The sequence below is a fragment of the Actinoallomurus rhizosphaericola genome (assembly GCF_024055675.1).
Classification (GTDB): Bacteria; Actinomycetota; Actinomycetes; order Streptosporangiales; family Streptosporangiaceae; genus Actinoallomurus; species Actinoallomurus soli.
Genome location: NZ_JAMXMW010000008.1, coordinates 281,435 through 305,805, shown reverse-complemented (window position 1 = coordinate 305,805; position 24,371 = coordinate 281,435). Strand labels below are relative to the sequence as shown.

Here is a 24,371-nt window from a genome sequence, read left to right as displayed (position 1 = left end):
CGGCGTCCACCGGCGGGCTCAGGGAGCAGGCAGGGCGGGTTCCGGACGCAGGCGCAGCAGGGTCGCGGTCCCGTCACCGCCGACGATCCGGACGTCGGTCTCGCCCGGGGCGAGGACCGTGAAGTCGATCTCCGTGGGATGGTCGATCATGTGGCGGAGCAGAACCGGGAATCGCGCCGAACTCCCCCCGACTCCGATGACGACCACGTCGTCGCGGGGATCGTAGGAGGCGTACGCGAACGGCAGCCGCTCGGTCTCGAACTGGTCGCCCAAGTCGGCGTCGAGCAGTTCGATGGCGGCGCTGTGACCGGCGTGATCCGCGCTCAGCGTGTCGAAGAACTCCGCCCACTTGCCGCGGTCGACCGTCGTTGCCTGGCTCATCTCGATCTCCTCCCGAAGGGTCACACCAGCCGGCTCGCGTCGCCGGCCGGAGCCACCCTGGCCGCGGCCAGTACGCGCCGCGCCTCCTCGGCGAACGGTGCGTCGACCAGCACTTGGTAACGCTCGGCGACGACGGCGGGCACCGCGACGAACGACGACCGCTGCCACACGTGTGCGACCCCCGCCCAGATGAGACCGAACACGATGCCGATCACGACCGCGGAGATCACTGGTGCCGCCGCCCACGGGCTGACGATCAGGAACACGAGCCCGACGAGAAGCCCGATCCAGCCACCGGTGAGTGCGCCGGAGGCCAGAGCCCGGCCCAGGGTGAGGCGGCCGAGTACGGCCTCCTGCAGCTTGAGGCCCGTGCCCACGATGCTCACGTGCTCCACCGGGAACTTGTGCTGGGCGAGAACGTCCACAATGTGCTGAGCCGTCTCATGGCTGCCGTACGTACCCAGCACGACCTTGTGCGGGCCTTCCTCGGCCCTGCCGGTTGACATGTGCCCTCGGCTTCCTCTCTCGGTTGATGCCGTGATGCCCCGTCGAATGCGGCACCCCGGCCTCGCCGGTGAGACCGCTCCCACCGGCCCCGTGTCTACGCCGTCACGCGCCCCTGCCGTCCCGGACCGCCGCCGCCACGCCGTCCAGCGCCGACGCGATCGCGAGTGCGGCCTCGGCCTGAGCGGCCATGAGCTTCTCGTGGCTCATCCTGGGATCCATGGTGAGCGCCTCCGTGATGAAGAGACGAGCGGCGCTCACGTGGTCCTGAACGGTTTCCATGCCCTTGACGCTATGCACCGCGACTTCGAGCGGCATCCCCTAATCGGCTAGGTGCTATGGGCGGTCCCATGCGGCTGGATGGTGTCGCGTTTGCCGGGACGCCCGCTTTGGGGAAGGAATCAGGAGGGAGATTCGGGGGGCACGTATGAGATTCGGCATCGCTACGTTCGTCACGGACGAGGGCATTCATCCTGCGCGGCTGGGCGGCGAGCTCGAGCGGCGCGGGTTCGAGTCGGTGTTCATCGCCGAGCACACGCACATCCCGGTGAAGCGGGAGTCGCCGTGGCCCGAGGGGGGCGAGGGGGGCGAGCTTCCGCGGAAGTACTACCGGACGCTCGATCCGTTCGTGACCCTCACCGCGATGGCCGGGACGACCGAACGGCTCCTGCTCGGCACCGGGATCCTCCTCCTCATCGAGCGGGACCCCATCATCGCGGCCAAGGAGATCGCCAGCCTCGATTACGTCTCCGGCGGACGGGTCGTCGTGGGCATAGGCGCCGGCTGGAACCGCGAGGAGATGCGCGATCACGGCACCGATCCGAAGACCCGCATGAGCCTGCTGCGCGAACGGGTCCTCGCGATGAAGGAGATATGGACAAAGGAACAGGCCGAGTTCCACGGCGACTTCGTGGACTTCGACCCGATCTTCTCCTGGCCCAAACCCGTACAACGCCCGAATCCCCCGATCCTCGTCGGCGGTTCCGGGCCGAGAACGCTCGATCGCGTGCTGGAGTACGGCGACGGCTGGATGCCGACCTACGGGTTGGGCGTCGAGGAGATCGCCCGCAGGATCGCCGACCTGCGGCGGCGGGCCTCCGACGCCGGGCGCGGGCCGATCCCCGTGACCGTCTACGCCGTGCCCGGCGATCGTGACATCGTCTCCCGGCTGGCGGATGCGGGCGTGGACCGGGTGCTGTTCGACCTGCCCACGCTCCCCGCGGACGAGACCGCGCGGGCGCTCGACGAGTTCGCTGCGGTCGCCCGGAACGCGCAGCGATAGACCTCGGGCCCTACTTCAGCGCGTCGAGCATGCCGTGCAGGTGGGCCGCGGCGACCTCGATGTCGTCGTACTTCCGCTGCGCCGCCCGCACCTCCGCGGCGATCACACCGCACCGGTGGGCCCTCTCGAAGTCCCCGTAGGGAAACTTGTACCTGGATTTCTCGTCCTCGGAGTAGTCGTCATCTTCGCCGAGGTACCACCTGCCGTAATCGTCGAATCCGAACGTCTCGATGAACTCGTTCTCCTGCTTCGTGGACGGCTGGTGTTCGCTCCATTCGCCCATCGCGTCGACGACGGCTCTCCCCTCGTCGATCAGTTTCTTCGCGTACGCGAAGGACCGCTCACTCAGCTTCACTGCCATGGCTCCCCCTAACCCGGCCAGGGAGGTGTGCTGACCGGTGTCGCCGCGCCGAGACGTGCGTCGGACGGCGTCCGTTGCCCGTTCTTCTCCATGACCCGCCGGGCCAGCTCGAAGCGCGAGCCGATTTCGAGCTTGCGGAAGATGTGACGGAGGTGGAAGGCGGTCGTGTGCACGCTGATGAACAGCTGGTCGGCCACCTGCCGGTTGGTCAGTCCCTGGGCGACCAACTCGGCGATCCGGCGCTCGGTGTCGGTGAGGCTGCCCCAGCCCGAGACGGGACGGTCGCCCTGTGTCCAGTGGCGGCGCCGCACGCCCAGCCGGCGAAGCCGGCGGCGCACCCGAGCGGCGTCCCAGGCCGCGCCGATGCCGTCGTAGCCGGCCAGCGCCTGGTCCAGGCTGGCGATGGCCGACTGCCGTGACCCGGTGCCCCGGCTCGCGGCCAGTGCGCCGAGATCCTCTGCCGCGGACGCGCGTGCCCACGGATCGGCGTGGTCCAGGGACGCGCGGTCCAGCGCGCACTCGTCCCCATCCAGCAGCCCGCGGGCGTGTTCGGCGGCCGCCGCGACGGTGGGAAAGCCCGGGTTCTCGCGGGCGAGCCGTTCCGCGGCGCGGACCACGCTTTCGGCTCGCACGCGATCGTCCAGGGCGAGTGCGGTGCGTACCAGCCAGGCCGCCGCGGTGGGGTCGCTGACCAGCGCCCAGGAGTGCTCCGGCACCTGCTCGCACAGCTCCGCGAACGCCGTCGCCACGGCACCGGCACCATCGCGCGCCATCGTGATCTGGTTCGTCACGAGCGCGAAGCGGGCCTCTGCGTGCGGCGATCCGTACTGCGACAGCCCCGGCCGTAGCCGGTCGACGTACCCCTGTGCGGCGTTCGGGTCCCCGGACCGCAGCGCGGCGACGGCGAGCACCGCCAGCGCGGACGACGTCAGCACATGCGGGCCCGACCCGCTGGTGGCCGCCAGGCCCGCCTCGGCCTCGGCGATCGCGTCGTCGAAACGGCCCGCGGCCAGATGCAGGCGGGCGCGGAGCACGGCGGGCGCCGCCGCCCACACGAGACGTCCGCGCACCTTGATGTCGTCGCCCGCGCTCGCCATCACCGAACATGCCTCGTCCAGCCGCCGGACGTCGGTCAGGAGCATCGCCAAGATCATCCGGGGATGCAGGCACCAGGCGTCGATGGACACCGCCCGGCTGACGGCCTCGCGGGCGAGCCGCAGGCCCTCGGCCAGGTCGTCCGTGTCCCACGCGGCCAGCGCGAGCGTGATGAACGCCCCGGTGACGAGGGCGTCGCCGTGCTCGCCGGCAGCCTCGACGATCGCCTGCGCGTGCCGACGCGCGAGCATACCGTCACGGGCAGCGGCCTGCGCGTTGAGTAGCGCGAGTTCAGCGGCGTCGCGGAGCCGGTCCGGTACGCCCGGTTCGGCCAGCACGGTCGCGGCGTCCGCCGCGGCCTCGGCCGACCGGCCCTGCATGTGCAGGATCTCCGACCGGAGGCAGCACAGGCGCGCGTGGGCGACGGCGGTCAGCGGCCGGGTGAGGGCCGATTCGGTGAAACCGGCGGCCTCGTCCAGCCGGCCCGCCTCGATGAGCGTGCGGACGGCGGTCAGCGTGCGATCGGTCCGGGCCGGTTCGGCGGGACCGGTGAGGCGCACTACCCGCAGCGCGATGTCCGCCGCGGTCTGCGGTGAGACCGGCAGGATGTCGTCGACCAGCCGGTCCAGCTCGGCGAGGCCACGTGGATCGCCCGTGCGGACACCCTGTATCAGGTGCGCCGCGGCCGCCGTCGCAGACCCGCCCCGGTCGAACAGGACCTCGCCGATCTGCTGGTGCAGCGCCTTCCGGATGGGAAGCGGAACGGCGTCGGTGACCGCCTGCCACAGCAGGCCGTGCCGGAAGGTCAGCTCCTCCCCCGCGACGGCGAGCACGCCCGCCGACAGTGCCTCGTCGAGCTGCGGGACGATCGCGGTCGGAGTCGTGCCGAGCACCGCGGCGGCGGCGTCCGGCGAGAACGAGCGTGCCAGGACCGCGGTCACGGTCAGCAGATGGCGCGTCCGCGGGCTCACCTGGTCGAGCAGGTGCCGTGCCGCCGCCTGGGACCGCCGCGGCAGGCCGGTCGCGACGAGACGTGCGCTGCCGTCGCGAATCTGGATCCCATTCTCGCCGCGCAGTCCGGCGATGAGGGCGGTGAGGAGGTACGGGTTGCCGCCTGACTGGCCGGCGAGCGCCGCCAGCCCGGGGTCGGGCACGGCACCGAGCATGTCGATGACGACCCTGGTCAGCGCATCGTCGTCGAGGGGCGGCAGGGTGATCCTCTGCACGCCGTCGTATTCGAGGAGGCCGAAGAGACGGCCGGCGGCCTTCCCCGCCTTCACCGTGCTGCGGGCCAGCAGCCAGGCGACGGGCCGGCCGGCGAGCTGTGACATCCAGGCCCGCAGCGTCGCGAGGGCCGTCGGCGTCACCAGCTGAAGGTCGTCGAGGCCGACCAGCACGGGGCCGGCTCCGGCTCGTTCGTCGAGACCGGCGCGGATCCTCTCGATCCGCCACATGTGCCGGTCCTGCTCGGCGGACGGTCCCTCGCCGTCGGCGATCACGTCCTCGCCGAGCGCCGAGAGCAGCGACTCCACGAGCGGCATCCGGCCGAGTTCGGAGGCGCCGACCGTCACCGACAAGACGCCGCGCGCGCGGGCCGTTCGCGTCGCCTCGCGGAGGAGGAGGCTCTTGCCGATGCCGGGCTCGCCCTCGACGAGCAGGACTCCAGAGCGCCCTTCCTGCGCCGCGGCCAGCAGATCGAGGACGGCGCTCCATTCGGCCGCACGGCCGCGCATCGTCACCGGCCCGTGAGCATCCTCGGTGCAGTGCGTCGAAACGGTGGACATCATGGCTCCGGCAGCAGCGCGTGGTGGTCCATCGGCAGCTGGACGGTGACGTCGACGTACTCGTCGTCCCGTACTGCCTCGCGCAACGTGGCGAAGACCGTACGGGCGTACTCGCGCGCCTCGAACGGGTATACGCCCGCCGGCTCGGCGATGCGGTTCACGAGCCGGTTCAGCGGCATCAGTCGAGGCGTCCCCCCGCTCGCGCCCCGGCCGCGTCTGAGCGGACCGTGCAGCGTGAGGGGAAGCCGCAGGAGCAGGTCGTCGACCTCGCCACCGGCGATGCGTTCGGCGGCCTTGGCCAGGAATTCGGCCGGCGTCGCCAGGGTCGCCCGTGCGGCGCGTTCGGCCAGGTCGCCGTCGAGGCCGCCCTTGCGCTGCCTGAACTGGATGAACTCACGGTAGTCCACGATCGCTCCTCCCCCGCTCAGGAGCCGGTCTCGGCGGCGTGCGGCGAACGCGACCCCACACCCGCGAGCGTTTTTCGGGCAACCGGTCAGGGACGGCGCGGAGACCTCGATGGCCGAGCGGCCCGCATCGGCCAGACCGACCGATACGGCATTACTCCACCGTAGTCGCCGCCCGGCCGCCCCGCATCCTGCGGTAGGTCACCCTGCGAAGGCGGCCCCCGCGGAGATGATCTTCAGATGCAGTTCCTGGTTTTGTCCGCGAGGTGGTCACCCGGGCCCACCATGAGGACCCGAAAACCGCACGGCAGAATCGGCCGGAGTTGTCGGATCCGGGCCGCGTCGTTCGTAGCAAGGGTGAGAGGCCGCCCATCAGGGGCGCTGCCGCGACCACAGAAGAGGCGACCGATGCCGCACCCACGGGCCAAGGTCCACCGCATGTTCGAACTCGTCGAGCCGATCGCCACCGTCACCTTCTCCGAGGTGCCCAACGAGGCGTTCCTGGCCCTCGGCATGCGCAACTACTGGGACGGATACTTCGCGGGCCGGGCCGCGCCGCTGGGGCCGGCACCGGCCGAGGTGGTGCACGCGGTCTTCTACAACTTCGCCGACGGCGAGGTGGCGCGCCACATCCCGTGGGTCTGGGGGAAGATCACCCCGCAAGAGGCGATCGCCGTGCGCGAGCGGGGCAGCGCCGCCGCGCTGCGGCAGATGATCGGGGGGCTCGCCGACTCCCCCGACGTGGTACGGGTCGCCGACCTCGCCACCCGAGCAGCGGTCAGCGCGCCGATCGAGGGCCGAGCACTGTACGCCGGGCTCCGGGCGCTCGACGTGCCCGAGGAGCCGGTGGCCCGGCTCTGGCACGCGGCGACGCTGCTGCGCGAACACCGCGGGGACGGCCACAACGCCGCCCTCCTCGCCCACGGCATCGGCGGCACCGAAGCCCACGTCCTCCTCGCTCTCTCCCTCGGAATGAGGGCGGAGGAATTCGGCCGGATCCATCACCTGCCCAAGGCACAGCTTGCCGCCGTCGTCGACGGGCTACGCGGCCGCGGCCTCGTGGACGCCGCCGGCGGGTTCACCGACGCCGGCCGGGAGACCAAGGAGAGGATCGAGACCCTCACCGACGAGCTGGCGGCGCCGGCGTACGACGTGCTCAGCGCGGACGAACTCGACGAGCTGGTCTCCGGGCTCGAGCCGATCGCCGCCGCGGTAGAGGCCGCCGACGACTGAGCGGGCGCATGCGGGCGACGGCCACGACCCCGGCTCGGCCACCGAGATGAGCAGGTCATTGCACGGGTCACCCGCACGGTGCAGCCGCCGGCGCCGCGGTAAAGGTCGATGGGCCCATCGAAGCGGTATCGACCGGCGTCGTAGCTCTCAAAACTCAACGTCCAGGGCCCAAGAGTGCTCACCCGCCGGCGGCTACCCGCCAGGAGTACGCCGGATGGCAGCTCCCAGAGCACCCACAGAGCACCCAGGAGCTGATTGATCTTCGGTGCGTGAGAAGGGCGAGCAGCCACCGTGGATCGTGCGGGCCGCTGATGGTGGTCATGCGTCGCGCAGTCGCAGTAGGAGTGCGGCGATCAGGAGGGATACGGCTGCCCATGCGGTGAGGACGCCGAGGCCGGCCCAGGGGGCGATGGGTTGGGAGTGGAGGTCGGTGGTGGCTTGGATGGCGAGTCCGGCGGTCATGGGGGCGATTTGTTCAATGTGGCGCCGTAGTGGGTCGGTGAAGGCTTGTGCGAGGAGTGGGGGTAGGTAGAGCAGGCCGAGCACGACGGCGATGGACGGGGCGGTGTCGCGGATGGCGGTGGCGACGCCGAGGGCGAGCAGGGCGATGAGGACGAGGTAGCAGACGCTGCCGGAGGCGGCGCGCAGGGTCGGGCTGTGGCTGATCGAGATGAGTGGGTAGCCGTGGGCTGGGTCGAGGCCGGCGTCTGGGAGCATGAGGCGGCCGACGAGCAGGCAGCCGGTGACGGCGAGGATGCCGGCGGCGAGGGCGAGTGCTGTCGTGGTGGCGGCTTTGGCGGTGAGGAGGATAAGGCGATGCGGCATGGCGGCGAGGCTGACGCGGATCATGCCGGTGTCGTATTCCTCGGCGATGGTCAGGACAGCGAATACCGCGATGACCGCTTGGCCGAGGTAGATGCCGGCCAGGGCGAGCTTGGTGGGATCCTCCTGGCCACTTTGTGGGGAGACGTGGGTGGCGGCGGCGACGCCGGCGCTGACCGCGATGGTCACGGCGACGGCTCCGGTGAGGAGCCAGGCGGTGCCGCCTGTGGTGCGCGTCTTGGTCCATTCGGCTCGTAGCGCTTCGATCATGCGTCTCTCCGGCGCAGTACGACGGCGGCGATGCCGAGGGCGAGCGCTGCCCATGCGGTGAGGACGCCGAGGCCGGCCCAGGGGGCGAGCGGGTAGTAGCCGTTGGCGAAGGTGTAGGGGTAGTCGACTTGCGCCGATCGGGGCAGGGCTTGCAGCACCGACAGGCCGGCGGCCGGGGTGAGGCGATACAGCCACTGCACGGCGCCACCGGAGCTGATTGAGCCGATGATCGAGGGGAGGACGAATACCACGATGCCCGTGGCGACCGCGGCGGCGCTCTTGCGTGTGATGGTGCCGACGGCGAGCACGGCGACAGCGGTGACGGTGGCCAGGGCTGCGGAGCCGGCGATGATGCGCACTACGGTGGAGGCGCCGGCCGGGAAGACGTAGGCGCCGTTCGCGTGCAGAATGCGCTCGCCGAGGGAGATGGCGACCGTCGCGGCCACGGCTGCGGTCACGAAGGCGACCGCTCCGATGACGGCGGCCTTGGCCGCGAGCACGCGGCGCCGACCGGGGATGGCCGCAAAGGTGATGCGGATCAAGCCGCGGCGGTATTCGGTGGTGATGAACATGGTCGCCACCACGATGATCACGATCAGCGCGACGGTGAGCCCGAAGGGCAGGCTGCTGGCGGCCGTGTCCGCGCCAAGAAGCCCTTGGACGACGGCGGGGGCGATGTCTCCGGAGCCGCTGATGACAAGGGAACTGTCGGCGCGTTGGTAGCTGCCGGCTCGCAGCGTCGGGTAGAAGTCCTGCCGGCGGGCTCCGACGCTCTGACCGTGCCAGGCGCTGGGCGTGGCGTGGCCGTCGATGATGGTGTGGTCGAAGGTGGCGGTGGCGAGGGTGCGTGAGCCGCTGGCCGATGTCTGGAAGGAGACCGGCGAGGTGACGAACAGCCCGACGTGGACGGTGACCGGTAGCCCGCTCAGGTGGGCGGCGCCGATCCGGGTCCACGTGGTGCCGTTGGTCGAGTCGTAGCCGGTAAGGGTGTCGCCGGTGCGGGTCAGGCGCAGCCAGCGCGGTGAGCTGGTGGACACCGGTCCGGGCCGGCCGGGATTGTCGTGGCTGTAGTTGTACTGGAAACGGTCGCCGTGGCCGCCGGTGGCCATCACCGCGGCGTAGGCCGATCCTTGCCGGGTGCTCGGCCGCGCGAGGATCCCGGCCTTGGCCCAGGCCGCCAGGCCGGGACGGGTTTGCTGCGCCTGGGACGGGGCGACATTGGTCGTGGCGGTCGAGATGACGCCGGTCAGCGAGGTGACCTGGGTGGTGATGGTGCCGTCGCCTGTCAGCTGCCGGCCGACGGTGTAGTAGCTGTCGGCGACCGCTTGGCCGTTCGGTCCGGTCGGCACGAAGGGATGACCGGCCTTGCAGTTGCCGGCGCCGGTGCAGAAGTCGGTGTGGGTACCGTTGGCGACCAAGAAGGCGAACACGATGCACAGCAGGGCGGCTATGACTGGGGCGATCGCCCAGCCGCGGACCGTGCGGAACTTGGTCCACTCGGCCCGCAGTACGGCCGTGAAGCGCGCCCGCTCGGGTGTGCCGGCCGATAGCGGTGACGCGCTGGTCGTGGTCATCGCTGTGCTCCCTGTCCCGTCTCGGTCCGGAACTCCGCCTCGCCGCTGGTGAGTTGGAAGTAGACGTCCTCCAGCGTCGCCCGCTGGGTGGTGACCTCGGAGAAGACCACGCCCGACTGCCCAAGAGCTTCCACGACCTGGCGGGCCGCGAGCCCGGAGACGCTCAGGGTGCTGTCGTCGAGGATCGTCGTCGCGGCCCCGGCACGATGCAGCACCCGGGCCGCCTCGGCCGGCGTCGGCGTCTGCAGCAGAACCTGCTCACCGGCGGCGCGCGCGAGGAGCTCATCGATGCCGGCATCGGCGAGGACCTTGCCGCGGCCGATCACCACGATGTGGTCGGCGATGCCCTGCAGCTCGCTCATCAGGTGGCTGGAGACGAGCAGGGCCCGGCCCTCGGCGGCGAGGGTGCGCAGCAGCTTGCGCATCCAGACGATCCCCTCCGGGTCCATGCCGTTGAACGGCTCGTCCAAGATGACGACCGGTGGGTCGCCGAGCATCGCCGCCGCAATGCCGAGGCGTTGGCGCATGCCCAGCGAGAAGCCGCCCGCCTTGCGGCGGGCCGCCGCGGCGAGGCCGACCAGCTCGAGCACGGCGTCGACCCGGCCGGCTTCCAGGGCCTGGGAACGGGCCAGCCACAGCAGGTGGTTGCGGGCGGTGCGGCTGGGTTGGACAGCGGCGGCATCGATCAGAGCCCCGACGTGGCGCAGCGGGTTCCGCAAATCCTGGTAGGGGCGTCCACCGACCCTGGCGCGGCCCTCGTCGGGAGCGTCGAGACCGAGGATCACCCGGATGGTGGTGGACTTCCCCGCCCCGTTCGGGCCGATGAAGCCGGTCACCTTGCCGGGCGGGGCGGTGAAGGTCACGCCGCCGAGGGCCAGTGTGGGCCCGAACCGTTTGCGTAGACCGGTGACTTCGATGACTGCGTCGTTCACGTGCTCGTCCGTCCTTGTCTTGACGACTGCGCTCGACGTAGATCTACGACACGCCCGGTGTCGGCCCGGTGTCGGCCACCGACACCGCGCTGACACCTGGGCCCTGGCATCGTTGCGGTGATGGGATCCCGCCCCCGACCCGAGCGGGCGTGGCCGCCACCTTGGGGCAGCGGAACGGAGAACGTTCGTGAGAGTGCTAGTCGTCGAGGATTTCGAGATCCTGGCCCGCTCGATCGGCACCGGCCTTCGCCGCGAGGGCATGGCGGTGGACGTGGTCCTCGACGGCAACGACGCGCTGGAGCATCTGGCGGTCATCCGCTACGACGTCGTGATCCTGGACCGGGACCTGCCCGGAGTCCACGGCGACGAGGTGTGCAAGAGCATCGTGGCCGAGCGCTGCGGAAGCCGCGTACTGATGCTCACCGCAGCGAGCACCGTCAAAGACCGCGTCGACGGCCTCGACCTGGGCGCCGACGACTACCTGCCCAAGCCGTTCGACTTCTCCGAACTCGTCGCCCGCGTCCGCGCCCTGGGCCGCCGCTCCACGCCGGCAACGCCACCCACACTGAGCGAAGCGGACCTCACGCTGGATCCGAGCCGCCGAGTCGCCTTCCGCGCCGGGCGGCGCCTGGAGCTCAGCCCGAAGGAGTTCTCCGTCCTCGAATGCCTCCTCGCCTCCACCGGCCGGGTGGTCTCCGCCGAAGAGCTCCTCGAACGGGTCTGGGACGAAGCGGCCGACCCTTTCACCACCGCGGTCAAGACGACGATCCGCCGGCTGCGCGTCAAGCTCGGCGACCCACCGGTCATCCACACCGTCCGCGAAGGCGGCTACCGAATCGGAGATCTATGATGCGCGCACGTGAGAAGGTCGTGTCCCGACTCCGCCGCAGGCGGCGGCCCATGCTCCGGGCACAGCTCACCTTGCTGTACTCAGGATTCTTCCTCGGCCTGCTCGCCGCCGTGCTCCTCGCCACCAACCTGCTGTACGGCCACACGGCAGCGCGGGCCCCGGCGAACGCCGGCCCCGGCGCCGACCGGGTCGGCGGAAGCCATCAGTTCGAATTCGCTCCAGCCGCCATCGGCCTGGCCGCCGCGATCGTCGCGCTCACCGGAGCCTGGTGGCTGGCCGGACGATTTCTGCGCCCCCTGCGCGCCATCAACACCACCGCCCAGGAGATCTCCGCCACGAACCTCAACCGCCGGCTCGACCTCGACGGCCCCAACGACGAGCTCACCGAACTCGGCAAGACCCTCAACGACCTCTTCGCGCGACTCGAGGCCTCCTTCGAGGCCCAACGCCACTTCGTGGCCAACGCCTCACACGAACTGCGCACCCCCCTCGCAGGACAACGAACCCTCCTGCAAGTCGCCCTCGCCGACCCCGAGGCCGGCACCGAAGCCCTGCGGACGGCCTGCGAACAGGCTCTACAACTCGGCGATCAACAAGAACGCCTGATCGAGGCGCTACTCACCCTGGCGACCAGCGAGCACGGCGTCGAACAGTGGGAGCCGGTCGATCTCGACCAGATCACCGAAACCGTCATCGCCGGCCGCAGACAACAAGCCGAACACCGCGGCATCACCATCGATGCCGCATTCGGCCCGGCACCGACCACGGGCGACCCCAGACTCATCGAGCGGCTGGTGACCAACCTCGTCGACAACGCACTGCGCCACAACACGCCCGGAGGACACGTCAAGATCACCACGAACTTGGTCCGCGACAGGGCCTACATCGCAGTCAGCAACACCGGCCCGGCGATCTCCCCCGCCGAGGTCGAGCGGCTCTTCCAGCCATTCCAACAGATCGGCGGCCAACGCGCCCGCCACACCGACGGCCACGGACTCGGCCTCACCATCGTCCGCGCCATCGCCCACGCCCACAGCGCCACGCTGACCGCACGACCCGACCTCAATGGAGGCCTCCACGTCGAAGTGACCTTCCACTGACCATGTGCTGCGTTGGCACCGCGGCCTGATTTCGCGTCGGCACGCTGCCCGGTCCAAGCCCAGAGGGCGGGGCCGGCCGCCGACGGTGCGTTCGATCCGTGTCCTGGTGCTGCGCCTGATCCGGGAGAAACCCGGGTGGAATATCGCCGCGTGCACCGGTGCACACCACCCATGCCGCCCGAGCCACTCACGGTTGCCGGGGCGTCGCCACCGTGCGCCGGCGTCGTTCTCGAAGCTGGCGGCGACCGACTGGGTCGCCCACGACGTGTTCATCGATGTCTCGGCCGGGCTCGATGAGGAGCGGGCTACCGCCTTTCTTTCCGCGCTGCGGCGAAAGGGAACTGTAAGGAGCCGCCGACCACGATGGTCCCTGCCAGGCGAGGCACCAGGTCGACCCACAGCGGGCGACGATCCGGAAGGGACCAGTCGTGATCGACGTTCGAGAGCTCACCGAACGCTATGGGAGCCGATATGAGGTGCGGGACCTCAGTTTCATCGTGGAACCGGGAAAGGTCACCGGCTTCCTCGGATCGAACGGGTCGGGCAGGTCGACGACGATGCGCACGATCATGGGGCTCGGCACTCTCCCGTCGGGCCCCGCTCTGATCAACGGGCAGCCGTACGGCCAACTGCGCTGGCCGCTGCGCGGAGTCGGCGCGCTGCTGAAGGCCAAGGCGATCCGTCCCAGCCGCAGTGCCGACAACCACCTGTGGATGCGCGCCCAGACCAACGGGGCGGCGCGCCGCCGCGTCGGCGAGGTCATCGACATGGTCGGACACCACCGACCCGGTTCGGGCCTGACGATGCTCGCCCTCTACGCCGCCGTCACGCTCCGGGCCGGCCCCTGCTGCTGCGACGCCGGGACGTCTGAGAGCGAAGAGCAATGAAACGGATAGGTACCACCACCATGCTTCCTGGCGAGGCTGCGGCCGGCGCCCGCGTGGCCGGCAATTCCCGGCTGACGGCGATCACCGGTGTCTGCCTGCTCGCTCTGTTCGCAGCCCAGATCGTCACGGTCGTACTCGGGGTGACCAGCGTGCTCGCCGCGCATGTGGTCATCGGCACCGTGCTCATGCCCGTCGTCGGCGTGAAGATCCTGAGCACCGGATGGCGGATCGTGCACTACTACCGGGGGGATCGTGATGTCAGAAGGGCCGGACCACCGCGAATGTACTTTCGCATCCTGGGCCCGCTGCTCACCATTCTGACGGTGGTCCTTCTCGCCAGTGGCTCAACGGCCTTCCTGGGGACCGGCGTTTGGGCGTCAGCCGCACTGTTGGCGCACAAGGCGACGTTCTACCTCTGGCTGATCGCCGTCAGCATGCACGCCGTTCCTCACTACTCGCGAGCGGTACGACTTGCCGTGGCGGACACCTTCCGCCGGACCGGCCTGAGGGTCTCCGGGGTACGCACCCGGCGGGGAGTTCTGCTCGCGGCACTGGCCACAGGCGCGGGTCTGGCTCCCCTGATGGCCCGGCACTGCGCAGAATTCCTCCTCCGCTACTCGGGTCACCTCTGAACGGCCACGGCCGCTTCTGACCGAAGGCACGTTGTGGGCCGGGGGCGAAGCTCTCCGCGTACACGGAACACCGGCCTCTCGTCACCTCTTTCACCGAAGCTCCATGGGCTGGCCGGTACGTGCCGCACGGGCGTTCCAGGACGCACCGCACCATCCGCGCGTCGCGTGTCGGCGACGCCGTCCTCACTCCAAGGAATCACACCATGCCGTCTCTTCCACGTCGTTCCGAATCCGTCCGGGAACCGCTTGCGGCCAAAGTGCCGGAGGCCATCGCCCTCTTCTGGGTGATCAAGATCGTGACGACTTTCATGGGCGAAGCGACATCCGACTTCCTCCTGAAGGGCGTCAACATGGCGGTCGGCGCGGTCGTCGAGGTCCTCCTCTTCGTCATCGCGCTGTGGCTGCAGTTCCGCACCCGTCACTACGTGGCCGCCGCCTACTGGTTCCTGGCCATGGCCATCGCCATCTTCGGCACCGGCATAGCCGACGCGTTGCACGTCCTGGTAGGTATCCCGTACGCAGGAACCGCTGCGCTGTGGGCCGGGATTCTCGCGCTCATCTTCTGGCGGTGGCACCACACCGAGGGCACCCTCTCGATCCACAGCATCACCACCCGGCGTCGCGAGAAGTACTACTGGGCCACGGTCTTCGCCACCTTCGCCTTCGGCACCGCCTTGGGCGACCTCACCGGTAGCGCCCTCCATTGGGGTTTCCTGACCTCCGGCATCATCTTCACCGGGATCATCCTCGTCCCCGCCGTGGCCCGATCGCGCTTCAACCTCAACCCGATCGTCGCCTTCTGGTCCGCCTACGTGGTCACCCGTCCCCTGGGGGCATCCTTCGCGGACTACTTCAAGGGGATCAGTTCCGCCGCTACGACTTTCATCTCGGCAGCCGTCCTGGTCGTTCTGGTCGCCTTCGTCGCCCGCACTCGCAAGGACATTCAGCAGTCCCCACCCGCCCGAGGCCAACGGCAGGCACCGGAACCCGACTCCAACCTCCTTGTCTGACCGGGCCGGATCGTCGATGAGATTCTGCTGGCCCGTTCATCCCCTCTACCGCGACCATGGGCACGCTTACGCTGCTGCTCGCCGTCCCATCCAAGCTCGGCTCCCGGGTGGGCCGGCCGCGTCGCTGTCGACCGCGAACGACGTCACCGTCCGGGAGACCGCGGCGGGCCCGGCCGCAGGAGTGCTGGTGGACGCCGTGGTGGTGCGTATGCTGCTGGTTTCGGCGCTGGTGTCGTTGTTCAGCGGCTGGAACGCATCCCGTTGCCGATCGGGGACGCATGAGTCATGAGGGTACTGGTAGTAGAGGACGAAGCGGATTTCGCCGAGGCTCTGACCTGGGGACTACGGGCCGAAGGCTACGTCGTGGACGTGGCGGGCAATGGTGAGGAAGGGCTGTGGAAGGCGCGGGAGAGCCCGCACGACGTCATCATCCTCGACGTGATGCTCCCGGGCATCGACGGCTATCAGGTGTGCCGCAAGCTCCGCGAGCAGGGTCTGTGGACCCCGATCCTGATGCTGACGGCGATGGACGAGGACCTCGACCACGCCGAGGGGCTGGACAGCGGCGCCGATGACTATCTGGCCAAGCCGTTCTCCTACCCGGTCCTGCTCGCGCACCTGCGCTCGCTCACCCGCCGGACTCTCGGTGCCAGGCCGGCGGTGCTCACTGCGGCCGGCCTGACTTTGGATCCGGCCAGCCGTACGGTGACCCGCGACGGAGTGGCGCTGGACCTGACCGGCCGCGAGGTTGCCGTCCTGGAGCACCTGATGCGGCACAGAGGGCGCGTGGTGTCCAAGACCGAGTTGCTCGACCACTGCTGGGACGTCGCGTACGACGGCGGCCCCGCCGTAGTCGAGGTGCACGTCCACCGGCTGCGCCGCAAGATCGATTCACCCACCGGCGAACCGGTGATCGTGACCGTCCGCGGCGAGGGCTACCTGATCCGGGACGACGTCGCATGACCGCAACCGGAACGTCTGCGCGCGGGCCCTGGCGGGCGAGGCCCCGCACTCTGCGGACCAGGGTCACCGCCGTCGCGGGGCTGGCGCTGACCGCTGCCGTGGTGCTGGGACTGATGATCATGTACCTGGTGCAAAGAGAGTCGGCGCGCAGGACCGTCGACGGGGAACTGCGCACGTACGCGACGCAGCTCGCGCAGTCGGTGCAGGGCGCTGGTCTGTGGCCTCGGCCGCTACCGCCCTCCACGCTCGACCCGAATGCCCAGGCGCAGGTCCTCGCCGCAGATGGCAGCGTGCTTGCCGCCACCCGCTCCCTACAGGGCCTGCCCGCCGTCTACGCGGAGCCCGCAGGGTCGAGCGCCCCCGTACGGCAGAAGGCCGCCGACGGTGTCATTCCCAGCGAGGTACGGGTCACCGCGTTGCGCATCTCCGTCGCCGGGAGCCCGGTCACGATCATCACCGTGACATCGACTGGCCTGTCCGGCCAGGTCAACGAGACCTTCGCCCGGCTGCTGCTCGTCGGCGTGCCGGGGATCCTGGTCCTGGCCGCGGGCACGGTGTGGCTGGTCGTGGGTTGGGCGCTGCGCCCGGTGGAGAAGATCCGGCATGCGGTCACCGAGATCACCGCGGCCGATCTGTCCCGGCGGGTGCCCGAGCCCGGCACGGGTGACGAGATCGGGAACCTCGCCCAGACGATGAACGACATGCTGGCCCGGCTCGAGGACTCCGCGCTCCGGCAGCGCCGGTTCGTCGCGGACGCCTCGCATGAGCTGCGCAGTCCGTTGGCCGCCATCCGCACCACTCTCGAGGTCGGCATCGTGCACCCCGACCGGGCGCCCTGGCCGGATATCGCGCAGCGCGCGGTGCGCCAGTCGGCGCGCCTTGAAGACCTCGTCCAGCAGTTGCTGCTGCTGGCGAAGGCCGACGACCGGCAGTTGGCGGCGCAGCGGCGGCCCGTCGCACTCGGAGCGCTGCTGGAGGAGGTCCGTGCCACGACCGTGACCCGCCACATCGACGTCGAGATCACCGCGACACCGGACGCGGTCACGATCGGCAATCCCGAGCACCTGTCCCGGATGTTCCGCAACGTTCTGGACAACGCGATCCGCCACGCCGAGCACAGAGTGCTGATCACGGCCGCCGCCACAGCCGAGACGGTCCGGATCGAGATCAGCGACGATGGTCCCGGCATCCCGGTCGAGGAGCGCGAGCGGGTCTTCGACCGCTTCGTGCGCCTGGACGCCAGCCGCCAGCGCGCGAGCGGCTCCACCGGCCTGGGCCTGGCGATCGCGAGGGAGATCGCCGCGGCGCACGACGGACACATCGTCATCACCGATGCCCTGGGCGGCGGCGCCCGCGTCGTCATCACCTTGTCGCCGGCCAGTGACGGTCTGCAGGAGAACCATCGAACCGTCGGTGCCGACGAGGCGGAGGGCACCTGACCCGATTGCAGGAGACGCTGGAACGGCGGTCAAGCAATGGGCGATGGGCCTGCGCGCCCGCTACAGCATCCGCGGCAGCGTCACCCTCATGTCGCTGCTCAGGGTGTCCACACCTCGGGCGGATGGCCCGCATCAACTGATCGCGCAGCCGGCACCGCCCGTGAGCGCAAGCTGCTGGCGGATAGTGTTCAGATAGGCGCAGCCATCGCGAACGTTAGGCTCGATGTGGCCCCCTTCATGCCATTCGTTCCAGGCGTAGATCAGCACGAGATTGTCCGTGGCGGGCGGCCTGGTCGATGCCTGGATGTCGGATCGCAGGTTGGCCAGCAGCGTGCCGAACCGGGCGATCGAGTGGTCGTCGTACCAAGAGAACGCGGCCTCCAACTGCTGCTCCGTGGCGTTCGGGCCCGGGTCGGCGATGCCGACGCCGTCCCAGGGCCGGTTGTCGAAGCCGGAGGTGGCACCGCGGATCAGGATGCCGGGGTAGTTCGCGATGCGGCCGCGCTCGGTGTCGACGTACCGCTGGTACGAGCGGCTGGCGTCGTAACGACCCTGGACCTGCGTGCCATCGAAGCCGCTGTCTGCGGACGGCACGCCCAGCTGGTCGTTGAGCGTGATCAGTACGTCCTCGCCGTACTTGACCTTGGCCTCCGCGCGGAGCGCGTCGGTGAACCGCCGGACGGCGGCGGTGTCGACCGCGTTCGCGGTACCGCTGCCGATACCGCGGTCATCGCACACCTCGATGATCGGCCGCCCGTCGTTGGCGCGCAGGTAGTTCGGCTGCCCGAGGTAGGTGTCGACGATCGTGTCGGCGGCCTTGGTGATCTGGTCGGCAGGCAGCCGCAGCGAGACGTTGCCGTTGCTCCACGGATGGATGCACGTCATGACGTTGAAATCCATGTCGGCGCGGTTGGCGGCCTGCAGGAACGACCGTAGGCCGCCGATGAGCTGCTCGCCGCCGCCGTTCGCCGGGTTCCAGTACCAGTAGAAGGTGAAGTAGCGGAGGCCGGCGCTCGACGCCTGCTCGATCTGCCGCTCCAGAGTGGCCGGCTGTTCGTCGTCGTAGTAACCGATCGACGGCTTCAGGTCCGAGAAGTCGGTATTCGGCCAGTGCCAGGCGTTCTGCGGCGCATCGTAGCCGGCGAAGTCTTTGACGCCGCCCCACCAGTCGTTGTCACGGCCGTAGACGCTCTTGACATTGTCCATGAACGCCCGGTTCCCGTCCGCGTCGAAGGTGCCGAAGTAGATGGCGCCGACGCGGTTGTACACGGGGTACACATACCCGAGCGGCCCGTCGTCGGTGTAGCCGTTCTGGGCGAACCTGGCGACGTCGGCGTCGGGCACCACCCGCCATTCCACTCCGTTATTCATCCGGTGGAGTTCGGCGGTGGCGGAATGCGGCTGGGCGAAGGCGTACCCGATGACACCCTCGTACGTGAACGCGCCCGACGCGACCAGCGAGTCGCGCTCGGCCGAGGAGGCGGTGAGCAGATAGGTGGCCCGGGCGTTGCTCCTGAGCCGGTAGATCGCCTGGGATCCGGTGAACGGCTGCCGGAGCAGATATCCCAGCTTCGTCGGCTCAAGCGTCATTCCATACTGGCTGACCGCGGCGCTCTCCTCGGCCTCGGACAAGGTCCAGAACCAGCCGGCATTGCCGTTGGTGCGTAGTTCCAGCAGGGGTACCGGATCGGTGACCTTGTTCTCCTGATCTCCCGTGTCCGCGGTCGCGACGCGCCCGCCCACCAGCGTCAACAGGACCAGCGTCGCCACCAATAGTGCTGCCGGCCTTCGCCGCATCGCCCACCTGCTTTCGACCACCGCCAACCGGATAGAGCCGACTTTACCGGTCCGCAACCGTCTCCGGCCGCCATTTCGAATCACTTCAGAATAAGCGAGCCAGTGGATTCGGCGGCCGAGTACCGATTCGGGAATGCTGGAGGACCAGGTGCTACGGCAGGGATGTCTGGCATGGTCCAGGTGCGCCGTCGATTTCGGCTGGTAGCACCCGCTCCAACACGGCCTTGACCAGCCCGCCCATTAGCGTCGGTCGTAGATATCGGGATCGTGACGCTGGTGAAGCACGGACGTCGTGACGTGCCACACCGCGTGGTCGATGTCCGGTTCGGCCAGGACACGCGGCTCCGATATCCCGCTCCTGCGGCACAACTCGGCCACGGCGCCTGTCTCGTGCCAGTGCCGGGCCGGCGCCAGGGCATCACGTCCCTCCGCGCCCTTGAGCCACAGCTTCGCCCCATGACCGAAGAGCGCGTTTATCGGCAACCGCACCACAGCGAATCCCATCGTTCCAGCACAGAGGGCACTTTCGCGCCTCAACCGCCGAACCTGCCCCCGCCTACTGAGCGCGCGAAGCTAGAGTAAAACAGAAACGAAAGTTCTTTCGGGCGGAGGTCGGTGTGCGGTCCCTGCAACAAGGAGACCCCGCGAGTGTCGGTCCGTACCAGCTCATCGCCCGGCTCGGCGAGGGCGGAATGGGCACCGTCTTCCTCGCTCGCTCGCCCGGAGCCGGGCTGGCCGCCCTCAAGCTCATCAAACGCGAGTATGCCGCGGACCCGGAATTTCGCGCGCGGTTCCGCCGGGAGATCACCGCCGCGAGCCGGGTCAGCGGCCTCTTCACCGCGCCGATCCAGGCCGCCGACGCCGATGCGTCGCAACCGTGGTTCACGACGGCCTACATCCCGGCGCCCACGTTGGACGAAGCGGTCACGGCGATCGGCCCGCTGCCCGAGCCCGCGGTACGGGCACTGGGCGCGGGCCTGGCCGAGGCGCTGCAGGCCATCCACGCGGCCGGTCTGGTTCATCGGGATCTCAAACCGGGCAACATCCTGCTGGCCGAGGACGGACCGAAGATCATTGACTTCGGGGTGGCCAAGGCCGGGGACGCCACCCAGCTCACCGGCACCGGCGGAATGCTCGGCACGCCGGCCTACATGGCACCGGAACAGATCGCGGGCAGCAAGGACGCCGGCCCCGCGTCCGACGTGTTCTCGCTGGGCGGCGTCCTCGTCCACGCGGCCACCGGGCGCAAGCCGTTCGGCGAACGGGACGAGGCGGCCCTGCTCTACGAGGTGATGTACGGGGAACCGGAGCTGCACGGGGTGCCCGGGTCGCTCCATTCGTTGCTCGCGGCGTGCCTGGCCAAGGAACCGGCGCGGCGTCCTCGGCTGGAGGACGTGCTCACGAGGCTGGCTCCCGCCGATCCGCAGGCGCTGCTGTCGCCCGCGCTGCGCGAGGCGGTGAGGGCCAAGGAGACCGAGGCGCATCAGGTGGCGTCCAGGCCGATCGCCGTTCCCCCGCCGCTGCCCCGGGTCGGGGTTCCGCGGCGCCGCGTTCTCGGGCTCACCGCGATCGGTGCGGTGGTGGTGGCCGGGGTCGGCGGAGGCACTGCGGCGTGGGCGCTGACCCGTACAGAGAAGTCCGCCAGGCCCGCCCCGCGCGGCACCGCCCTGGCCACCGCGCCGCCGCCCGCGTGGACCTTCACCCCGCCGACCGCGCTCACCGACGACGCGTACCTGCTCGTCAGCGGCGACGTCGTGCTCTTCGGGAGCACGGACGGCATCTGGGCGCTGGACGCACGGACGGGACGGCAGCTCTGGACCCATGACATCCCGCTGGGCGCCTCGGACACCGTCCATGGTTCGACATTCCTCGTGATCGGCGGCCATGACCAGCTTCTCAACGTGATCGATGCGACGACCGGTCATACCACGACCTTCCACACGAACACCGATAAGATCAGCACCGGCGATATTCACGGCGTCATCGGCAACACGGTCGTCCTGAATACGAGCGGCCCCAAGCTGAGCCGTGGGCCGGTCATCGCCGTGGATCTGACCAGCGGCCGGACCCTGTGGCACTACCCCGCCGGCACCGGCACCCTCGACCCCACCGGCGCGGTCGACGGGACGACCGTATTCATCAACGACAAGCCCGCGCTCGTCGCCCTGGACCCGGCGACCGGCCGCAAACGCTGGACCTACACCTGGCCCACGGACCTCGGCAGCCGGGACTGGGACACCTTCGACATCACGGCCGGCGGCGGCCGGGCCTTCGGCGACTTCGGCGGCGCCCTCCAGGCGGTCGACGCCACGAGCGGGAAGGCCCTGTGGTCGCACCCCACCGACCCGAAGGTCGACATCGCCTATGACACGGTCTTCCTCTCGGGCACCGACGCCATATTCAAGGGCACCGACGTGCGCGCGTACGACCAGGCCACCGGCACACCGAAATGGACGCTGTACGGCCCCGAACCATTGGCCGGCCTCGGGGGTGTCGCGGTGTCCGACGGCCTCATCGCCGCGGCCTTCGGCGGCTATTCCGGCTACCCGCAGGGCTTCTTCACCGCCCGGACCGACGGCCGTCTGCTCTGGACGCACTGGGGGCCCGCGACCGCCCTCGAAGACTGGGCGGTCGCGGTGGCCGGCTCATCGGTGTTCGCCACCGATCAGAGACGGGCGTACTGCTTCCGGGCGGGCGGATGACGGCCGCGCTGGAGCCGTCCGATCCGCACCACATCGGGCGCTATCGGCTGCTGCGCCGGCTGGGCGAGGGCGGCATGGGCCTGGTCTATCTGGGCGCGTCTCCAGGCGGGCGGGCGGTGGCCATCAAGGTCGTACGGCCCGAACTCGCCGGCGACCCGCGATTCCGCGCCCGGTTCCGGGCTGAGGCCGAGGCGGCCCGCAAGGTGAGCGGCGCGTTCACCAGCCCGGTGGTGGACGCCGATCCGGACGGGCCGGTCCCCTGGCTGGCGACCGCGTACGTCAACGGGCTCAATCTGCGGGATACGGTCAGGCGGTACGGTCCGATGCCCGAACCGGTGCTGCGCACGCTCGGCGCGGGGCTGGGGGAGGCGCTGATCGCCATCCACCAGGCCGGGCTGCTGCACCGCGACCTCAAGCCGGGCAACATCCTGCTGGCCAAGGACGGGCCACGGGTCATCGACTTCGGGATCAGCAAGGCCGTGGACGGCCCCGCGCTCACCGCCAGAGGCGAGCTGCTCGGCTCGCCGGGCTACATGTCCCCCGAGCAGATCCGCGGCACCCAGCTCACTCCGGCCGGCGACGTGTTCGCCTTCGGCGCGGTGCTGGCCTACGCGGCGACCGGCCGCCCGCCGTACGGCGTGGACGCGGTGCGCACGATCATCCACCGGACCCTGCACGAGCCGCCCGACCTGGACGGCGTCCCCGAGTCCCTGGTGAAGATGGTGGCGGCCTGTCTGAGCACCGACCCCGAGCGCCGGCCACCCGCGCATCTGCTGCCGCGGCTGCTGGCCGCGCAGCCGGTCGCGCCCGGCTGGCTCCCAGACGCGCTGGGCGAGGAGTTGCAGCAGCGCGAGGACACGCTGGTGATGGATCTGCGCGCCGCCGCCCGGGCCCGCACCCGGCGCCGGCTGCTGATCGGCGGTGCGGCCGTGGCGGGCCTGGCGGTCGTGGGCGGTGGCACCGCGGCGGCGCTGGACAGCGGCGACAGGGGACTCAAGCCGCCGCGCTTCCTGTGGCAGGCCACGACCAGCGGCGAGGAGGTCGCCCCGTATGCGACCGCGCGCGCCATCGTCACCGCCGACCGGATGTCCAAGTGCCGCGGCTTCGACGCGGCCACCGGACGGCAGCTCTGGTCCGCCGACTACGAAGAAGCCGACGTACTCCCCACCGGCATCTACGCCCTGGGCGGTTCCGGCGGCCCGCTGGTCGCCTGCGACCCCTATTCGCACGCGACCCGCTGGAGCTATCAGCCTCCGTTCACGCTGACCAATCTGATGATCGGGGCTCAGTCGACCGACCTCGTGGTGCTCACCGACTCGAAGACCATGATCATCGGTATCGACCCCCGCACCGGGCGGCAAGTGTGGCTCCGCCAGTGGCCGGGCTCGGGGGACCCGTTCCTCAACGTGAGCGGCATCATCGGCCGTACCCTCATCGCCGGCCGGATCGCCGAGAACGACTTCACGATGTTCGGGCTCCATCTGCTGACGGGCCAGGACCGATGGGTCGAGAAGAGCATGCGCCACGCGTTGGCGTCCGGCCCGAGCGACCTGCTCTTCTGCAACCCGGCGCGCACCACGCTGGAGGCCGTGTCGCCGGATACCGGGCTGCGGGTCTGGACCACCGACCTGCCCGACGCGGGCGACCCCACCCGGAACGACGAACTGTCACTCGATGTCACCGTGGCGGGCGGAATCGCCTACACCGGAGAGCCTACGGTCCACGCTCTGGACGTGCGCGACGGACGGCAGCTCTGGAAGTACACCCCGGCCTCACCGGGTGGCCAGGAACGCAGCTTCCTGGTCAGCGGGGAGCACGCCTACATCCTGGACAACCCGCAGCTCGTGGCGCTGGACGCCCGTACCGGCAGGCGGCGCTGGTCGGTCAACACGCCGGCGGCCCGTACCGCCCCGCTGATCGCGGCGGGGGGCCTGATCTGCACGGGCGTGTCCGGTCGGACCGGAGCCGGGCTGTACGGCTGGGCCGCCGAGACGGGCAAGCTCATCTGGAACCACCCGGCGAACGCGCCCGATCCGAACACCCAGTGGACCTTCGACACCCGTGGCCGGATGCTCACCGCGTTGTACGGCACCACCCTGCTCGCCTTCCATCTCGATTGAGCCCGCTGGGCGGACGCCGACGCCTGAAGAGACGCTGCCGACTCCGCTCTCGAACGCTGTGGGTGGTGCGACAACCCACCCTCACCGACCAGATCCAGGCCCTGCGCGCCGGCCTGGGCCACCAACCGGCCGATCAGATCTTCGGGGATCCGGGTCTGTCCAGTTAACGGCTCTGTCGCACTTTCGGTGGTAACGGACGGTGAGGCTGTTGTAGGAGGATGCGGTGGCG

General features: G+C 70.0%; 21 protein-coding genes. 11 read left to right on the top strand and 10 right to left on the bottom strand.

The features are described 5' to 3' along the window. Nucleotides 1-18 precede the first annotated feature (18 nt). From NE234_RS20255 to NE234_RS20245, 3 genes are all read right to left on the bottom strand, one after another. The gene (locus tag NE234_RS20255; protein WP_252782031.1) at nucleotides 19-381 is read right to left on the bottom strand and encodes a DUF5335 family protein; all 363 of its coding nucleotides are present in this window, start codon (nucleotides 379-381) and stop codon (nucleotides 19-21) included. Between the two features lie 20 nt (nucleotides 382-401). Further along, entirely contained in the window at nucleotides 402-887 is a 486-nt protein-coding gene (locus NE234_RS20250; RefSeq protein WP_252782030.1) for a general stress protein, read from the bottom strand. A 103-nt stretch (nucleotides 888-990) separates the two neighbouring features. Next, on the bottom strand, nucleotides 991-1,167 hold the full coding sequence (locus NE234_RS20245) for a hypothetical protein (protein ID WP_252782029.1): 177 nt from the start codon (nucleotides 1,165-1,167) through the stop codon (nucleotides 991-993). A gap of 145 nt (nucleotides 1,168-1,312) precedes the next feature. Between NE234_RS20245 and NE234_RS20240 the strand changes: the two genes are divergently transcribed. Then, nucleotides 1,313-2,167 (top strand): LLM class F420-dependent oxidoreductase, encoded by an 855-nt coding sequence (locus NE234_RS20240; protein ID WP_252782028.1) that lies wholly within the window; start codon nucleotides 1,313-1,315, stop codon nucleotides 2,165-2,167. Nucleotides 2,168-2,177: 10 nt separating this feature from the next. Here the strand turns inward: NE234_RS20240 and NE234_RS20235 are convergent, their stop codons facing one another. From NE234_RS20235 to NE234_RS20225, 3 genes are read right to left on the bottom strand one after another with little or no spacing between them, the layout of a single operon-like run. After that, on the bottom strand, nucleotides 2,178-2,528 hold the full coding sequence (locus tag NE234_RS20235) for a hypothetical protein (RefSeq protein ID WP_252782027.1): 351 nt from the start codon (nucleotides 2,526-2,528) through the stop codon (nucleotides 2,178-2,180). 8 nt (nucleotides 2,529-2,536) lie between these two features. Then, a complete protein-coding gene (locus tag NE234_RS20230) occupies nucleotides 2,537-5,407 on the bottom strand; it encodes a LuxR C-terminal-related transcriptional regulator (RefSeq protein ID WP_252782026.1) in 2,871 nt (956 codons plus the stop codon). Next, a complete protein-coding gene (locus NE234_RS20225; RefSeq protein ID WP_252782025.1) occupies nucleotides 5,407-5,814 on the bottom strand; it encodes a DUF2267 domain-containing protein in 408 nt (135 codons plus the stop codon). The genes NE234_RS20230 and NE234_RS20225 overlap by 1 nt, the downstream gene beginning before the upstream one ends. Nucleotides 5,815-6,219: 405 nt before the next feature. Between NE234_RS20225 and NE234_RS20220 the strand changes: the two genes are divergently transcribed. Then, nucleotides 6,220-7,044 (top strand): MarR family winged helix-turn-helix transcriptional regulator, encoded by an 825-nt coding sequence (locus tag NE234_RS20220; RefSeq protein WP_252782024.1) that lies wholly within the window; start codon nucleotides 6,220-6,222, stop codon nucleotides 7,042-7,044. Nucleotides 7,045-7,362: 318 nt separating this feature from the next. Here the strand turns inward: NE234_RS20220 and NE234_RS20215 are convergent, their stop codons facing one another. Genes NE234_RS20215 through NE234_RS20205 form a run of 3 tightly spaced genes read right to left on the bottom strand, consistent with a single transcriptional unit; the run spans nucleotide 7,363 to nucleotide 10,642 of the window. Then, nucleotides 7,363-8,136, bottom strand: a complete 774-nt coding sequence (locus NE234_RS20215) for an ABC transporter permease (protein WP_252782023.1) — start codon at nucleotides 8,134-8,136, stop codon at nucleotides 7,363-7,365. Then, nucleotides 8,133-9,710 carry an ABC transporter permease subunit gene (locus NE234_RS20210; protein ID WP_252782022.1) on the bottom strand — a complete coding sequence of 526 codons (1,578 nt, stop codon included), beginning with the start codon at nucleotides 9,708-9,710 and terminating at the stop codon, nucleotides 8,133-8,135. Before NE234_RS20210 ends, NE234_RS20215 begins: the two co-directional genes overlap by 4 nt. Further along, a complete protein-coding gene (locus NE234_RS20205) occupies nucleotides 9,707-10,642 on the bottom strand; it encodes an ABC transporter ATP-binding protein (RefSeq protein WP_252782021.1) in 936 nt (311 codons plus the stop codon). Before NE234_RS20205 ends, NE234_RS20210 begins: the two co-directional genes overlap by 4 nt. A 187-nt stretch (nucleotides 10,643-10,829) precedes the next feature. On the opposite strand from NE234_RS20205, the gene NE234_RS20200 reads away from it, so the two are divergent. From NE234_RS20200 to NE234_RS20170, 7 genes are all read left to right on the top strand, one after another. After that, on the top strand, nucleotides 10,830-11,492 hold the full coding sequence (locus tag NE234_RS20200) for a response regulator transcription factor (RefSeq protein WP_252782020.1): 663 nt from the start codon (nucleotides 10,830-10,832) through the stop codon (nucleotides 11,490-11,492). Continuing rightward, nucleotides 11,492-12,592, top strand: a complete 1,101-nt coding sequence (locus NE234_RS20195) for a sensor histidine kinase (protein ID WP_252782019.1) — start codon at nucleotides 11,492-11,494, stop codon at nucleotides 12,590-12,592. The genes NE234_RS20200 and NE234_RS20195 overlap by 1 nt, the downstream gene beginning before the upstream one ends. 428 nt (nucleotides 12,593-13,020) lie before the next feature. Next, a complete protein-coding gene (locus NE234_RS20190) occupies nucleotides 13,021-13,479 on the top strand; it encodes an ATP-binding cassette domain-containing protein (protein WP_252782018.1) in 459 nt (152 codons plus the stop codon). A gap of 20 nt (nucleotides 13,480-13,499) precedes the next feature. Next, nucleotides 13,500-14,111 (top strand): hypothetical protein, encoded by a 612-nt coding sequence (locus NE234_RS20185; RefSeq protein ID WP_252782017.1) that lies wholly within the window; start codon nucleotides 13,500-13,502, stop codon nucleotides 14,109-14,111. Between the two features lie 203 nt (nucleotides 14,112-14,314). After that, complete coding sequence (locus NE234_RS20180) at nucleotides 14,315-15,121, top strand: COG4705 family protein (protein WP_252782016.1); 807 nt, start codon at nucleotides 14,315-14,317, stop codon at nucleotides 15,119-15,121. Nucleotides 15,122-15,406: 285 nt separating this feature from the next. Next, nucleotides 15,407-16,084, top strand: a complete 678-nt coding sequence (locus tag NE234_RS20175) for a response regulator transcription factor (protein ID WP_252782015.1) — start codon at nucleotides 15,407-15,409, stop codon at nucleotides 16,082-16,084. Beyond that, a complete protein-coding gene (locus NE234_RS20170) occupies nucleotides 16,081-17,523 on the top strand; it encodes a sensor histidine kinase (RefSeq protein WP_252782014.1) in 1,443 nt (480 codons plus the stop codon). Before NE234_RS20175 ends, NE234_RS20170 begins: the two co-directional genes overlap by 4 nt. A gap of 132 nt (nucleotides 17,524-17,655) precedes the next feature. Here NE234_RS20170 and NE234_RS20165 read toward each other — a convergent pair whose 3' ends face one another. After that, nucleotides 17,656-19,293, bottom strand: coding sequence for a glycoside hydrolase family 99-like domain-containing protein (locus NE234_RS20165; RefSeq protein WP_252782013.1), 1,638 nt, complete (start codon nucleotides 19,291-19,293; stop codon nucleotides 17,656-17,658). 644 nt (nucleotides 19,294-19,937) lie between these two features. Here NE234_RS20165 and NE234_RS20160 point away from each other — a divergent pair. Next, nucleotides 19,938-22,022: a protein kinase domain-containing protein gene (locus NE234_RS20160; RefSeq protein ID WP_252782012.1), complete on the top strand. Its 2,085-nt coding sequence runs from the start codon at nucleotides 19,938-19,940 to the stop codon at nucleotides 22,020-22,022. Continuing rightward, entirely contained in the window at nucleotides 22,019-24,142 is a 2,124-nt protein-coding gene (locus NE234_RS20155; protein ID WP_252782011.1) for a protein kinase domain-containing protein, read from the top strand. Before NE234_RS20160 ends, NE234_RS20155 begins: the two co-directional genes overlap by 4 nt. The last annotated feature ends 229 nt before the right edge of the window (nucleotides 24,143-24,371 follow it).

Bases quoted from the DNA above. Each gene is read 5' to 3' on its own strand.
- NE234_RS20180 (WP_252782016.1), top strand. From the start codon at position 14,315: ATGCCGTCTCTTCCACGTCGTTCCGAATCCGTCCGGGAACCGCTTGCG.
- NE234_RS20240 (WP_252782028.1), top strand. From the start codon at position 1,313: ATGAGATTCGGCATCGCTACGTTCGTCACGGACGAGGGCATTCATCCT.
- NE234_RS20230 (WP_252782026.1), bottom strand. From the start codon at position 5,407: ATGTCCACCGTTTCGACGCACTGCACCGAGGATGCTCACGGGCCGGTG.
- NE234_RS20215 (WP_252782023.1), bottom strand. From the start codon at position 8,136: ATGATCGAAGCGCTACGAGCCGAATGGACCAAGACGCGCACCACAGGC.
- NE234_RS20235 (WP_252782027.1), bottom strand. From the start codon at position 2,528: ATGGCAGTGAAGCTGAGTGAGCGGTCCTTCGCGTACGCGAAGAAACTG.
- NE234_RS20255 (WP_252782031.1), bottom strand. From the start codon at position 381: ATGAGCCAGGCAACGACGGTCGACCGCGGCAAGTGGGCGGAGTTCTTC.
- NE234_RS20195 (WP_252782019.1), top strand. From the start codon at position 11,492: ATGCGCGCACGTGAGAAGGTCGTGTCCCGACTCCGCCGCAGGCGGCGG.
- NE234_RS20210 (WP_252782022.1), bottom strand. From the start codon at position 9,710: ATGACCACGACCAGCGCGTCACCGCTATCGGCCGGCACACCCGAGCGG.
- NE234_RS20175 (WP_252782015.1), top strand. From the start codon at position 15,407: ATGAGGGTACTGGTAGTAGAGGACGAAGCGGATTTCGCCGAGGCTCTG.
- NE234_RS20185 (WP_252782017.1), top strand. From the start codon at position 13,500: ATGCTTCCTGGCGAGGCTGCGGCCGGCGCCCGCGTGGCCGGCAATTCC.
- NE234_RS20170 (WP_252782014.1), top strand. From the start codon at position 16,081: ATGACCGCAACCGGAACGTCTGCGCGCGGGCCCTGGCGGGCGAGGCCC.
- NE234_RS20220 (WP_252782024.1), top strand. From the start codon at position 6,220: ATGCCGCACCCACGGGCCAAGGTCCACCGCATGTTCGAACTCGTCGAG.
- NE234_RS20250 (WP_252782030.1), bottom strand. From the start codon at position 887: ATGTCAACCGGCAGGGCCGAGGAAGGCCCGCACAAGGTCGTGCTGGGT.
- NE234_RS20155 (WP_252782011.1), top strand. From the start codon at position 22,019: ATGACGGCCGCGCTGGAGCCGTCCGATCCGCACCACATCGGGCGCTAT.
- NE234_RS20245 (WP_252782029.1), bottom strand. From the start codon at position 1,167: ATGGAAACCGTTCAGGACCACGTGAGCGCCGCTCGTCTCTTCATCACG.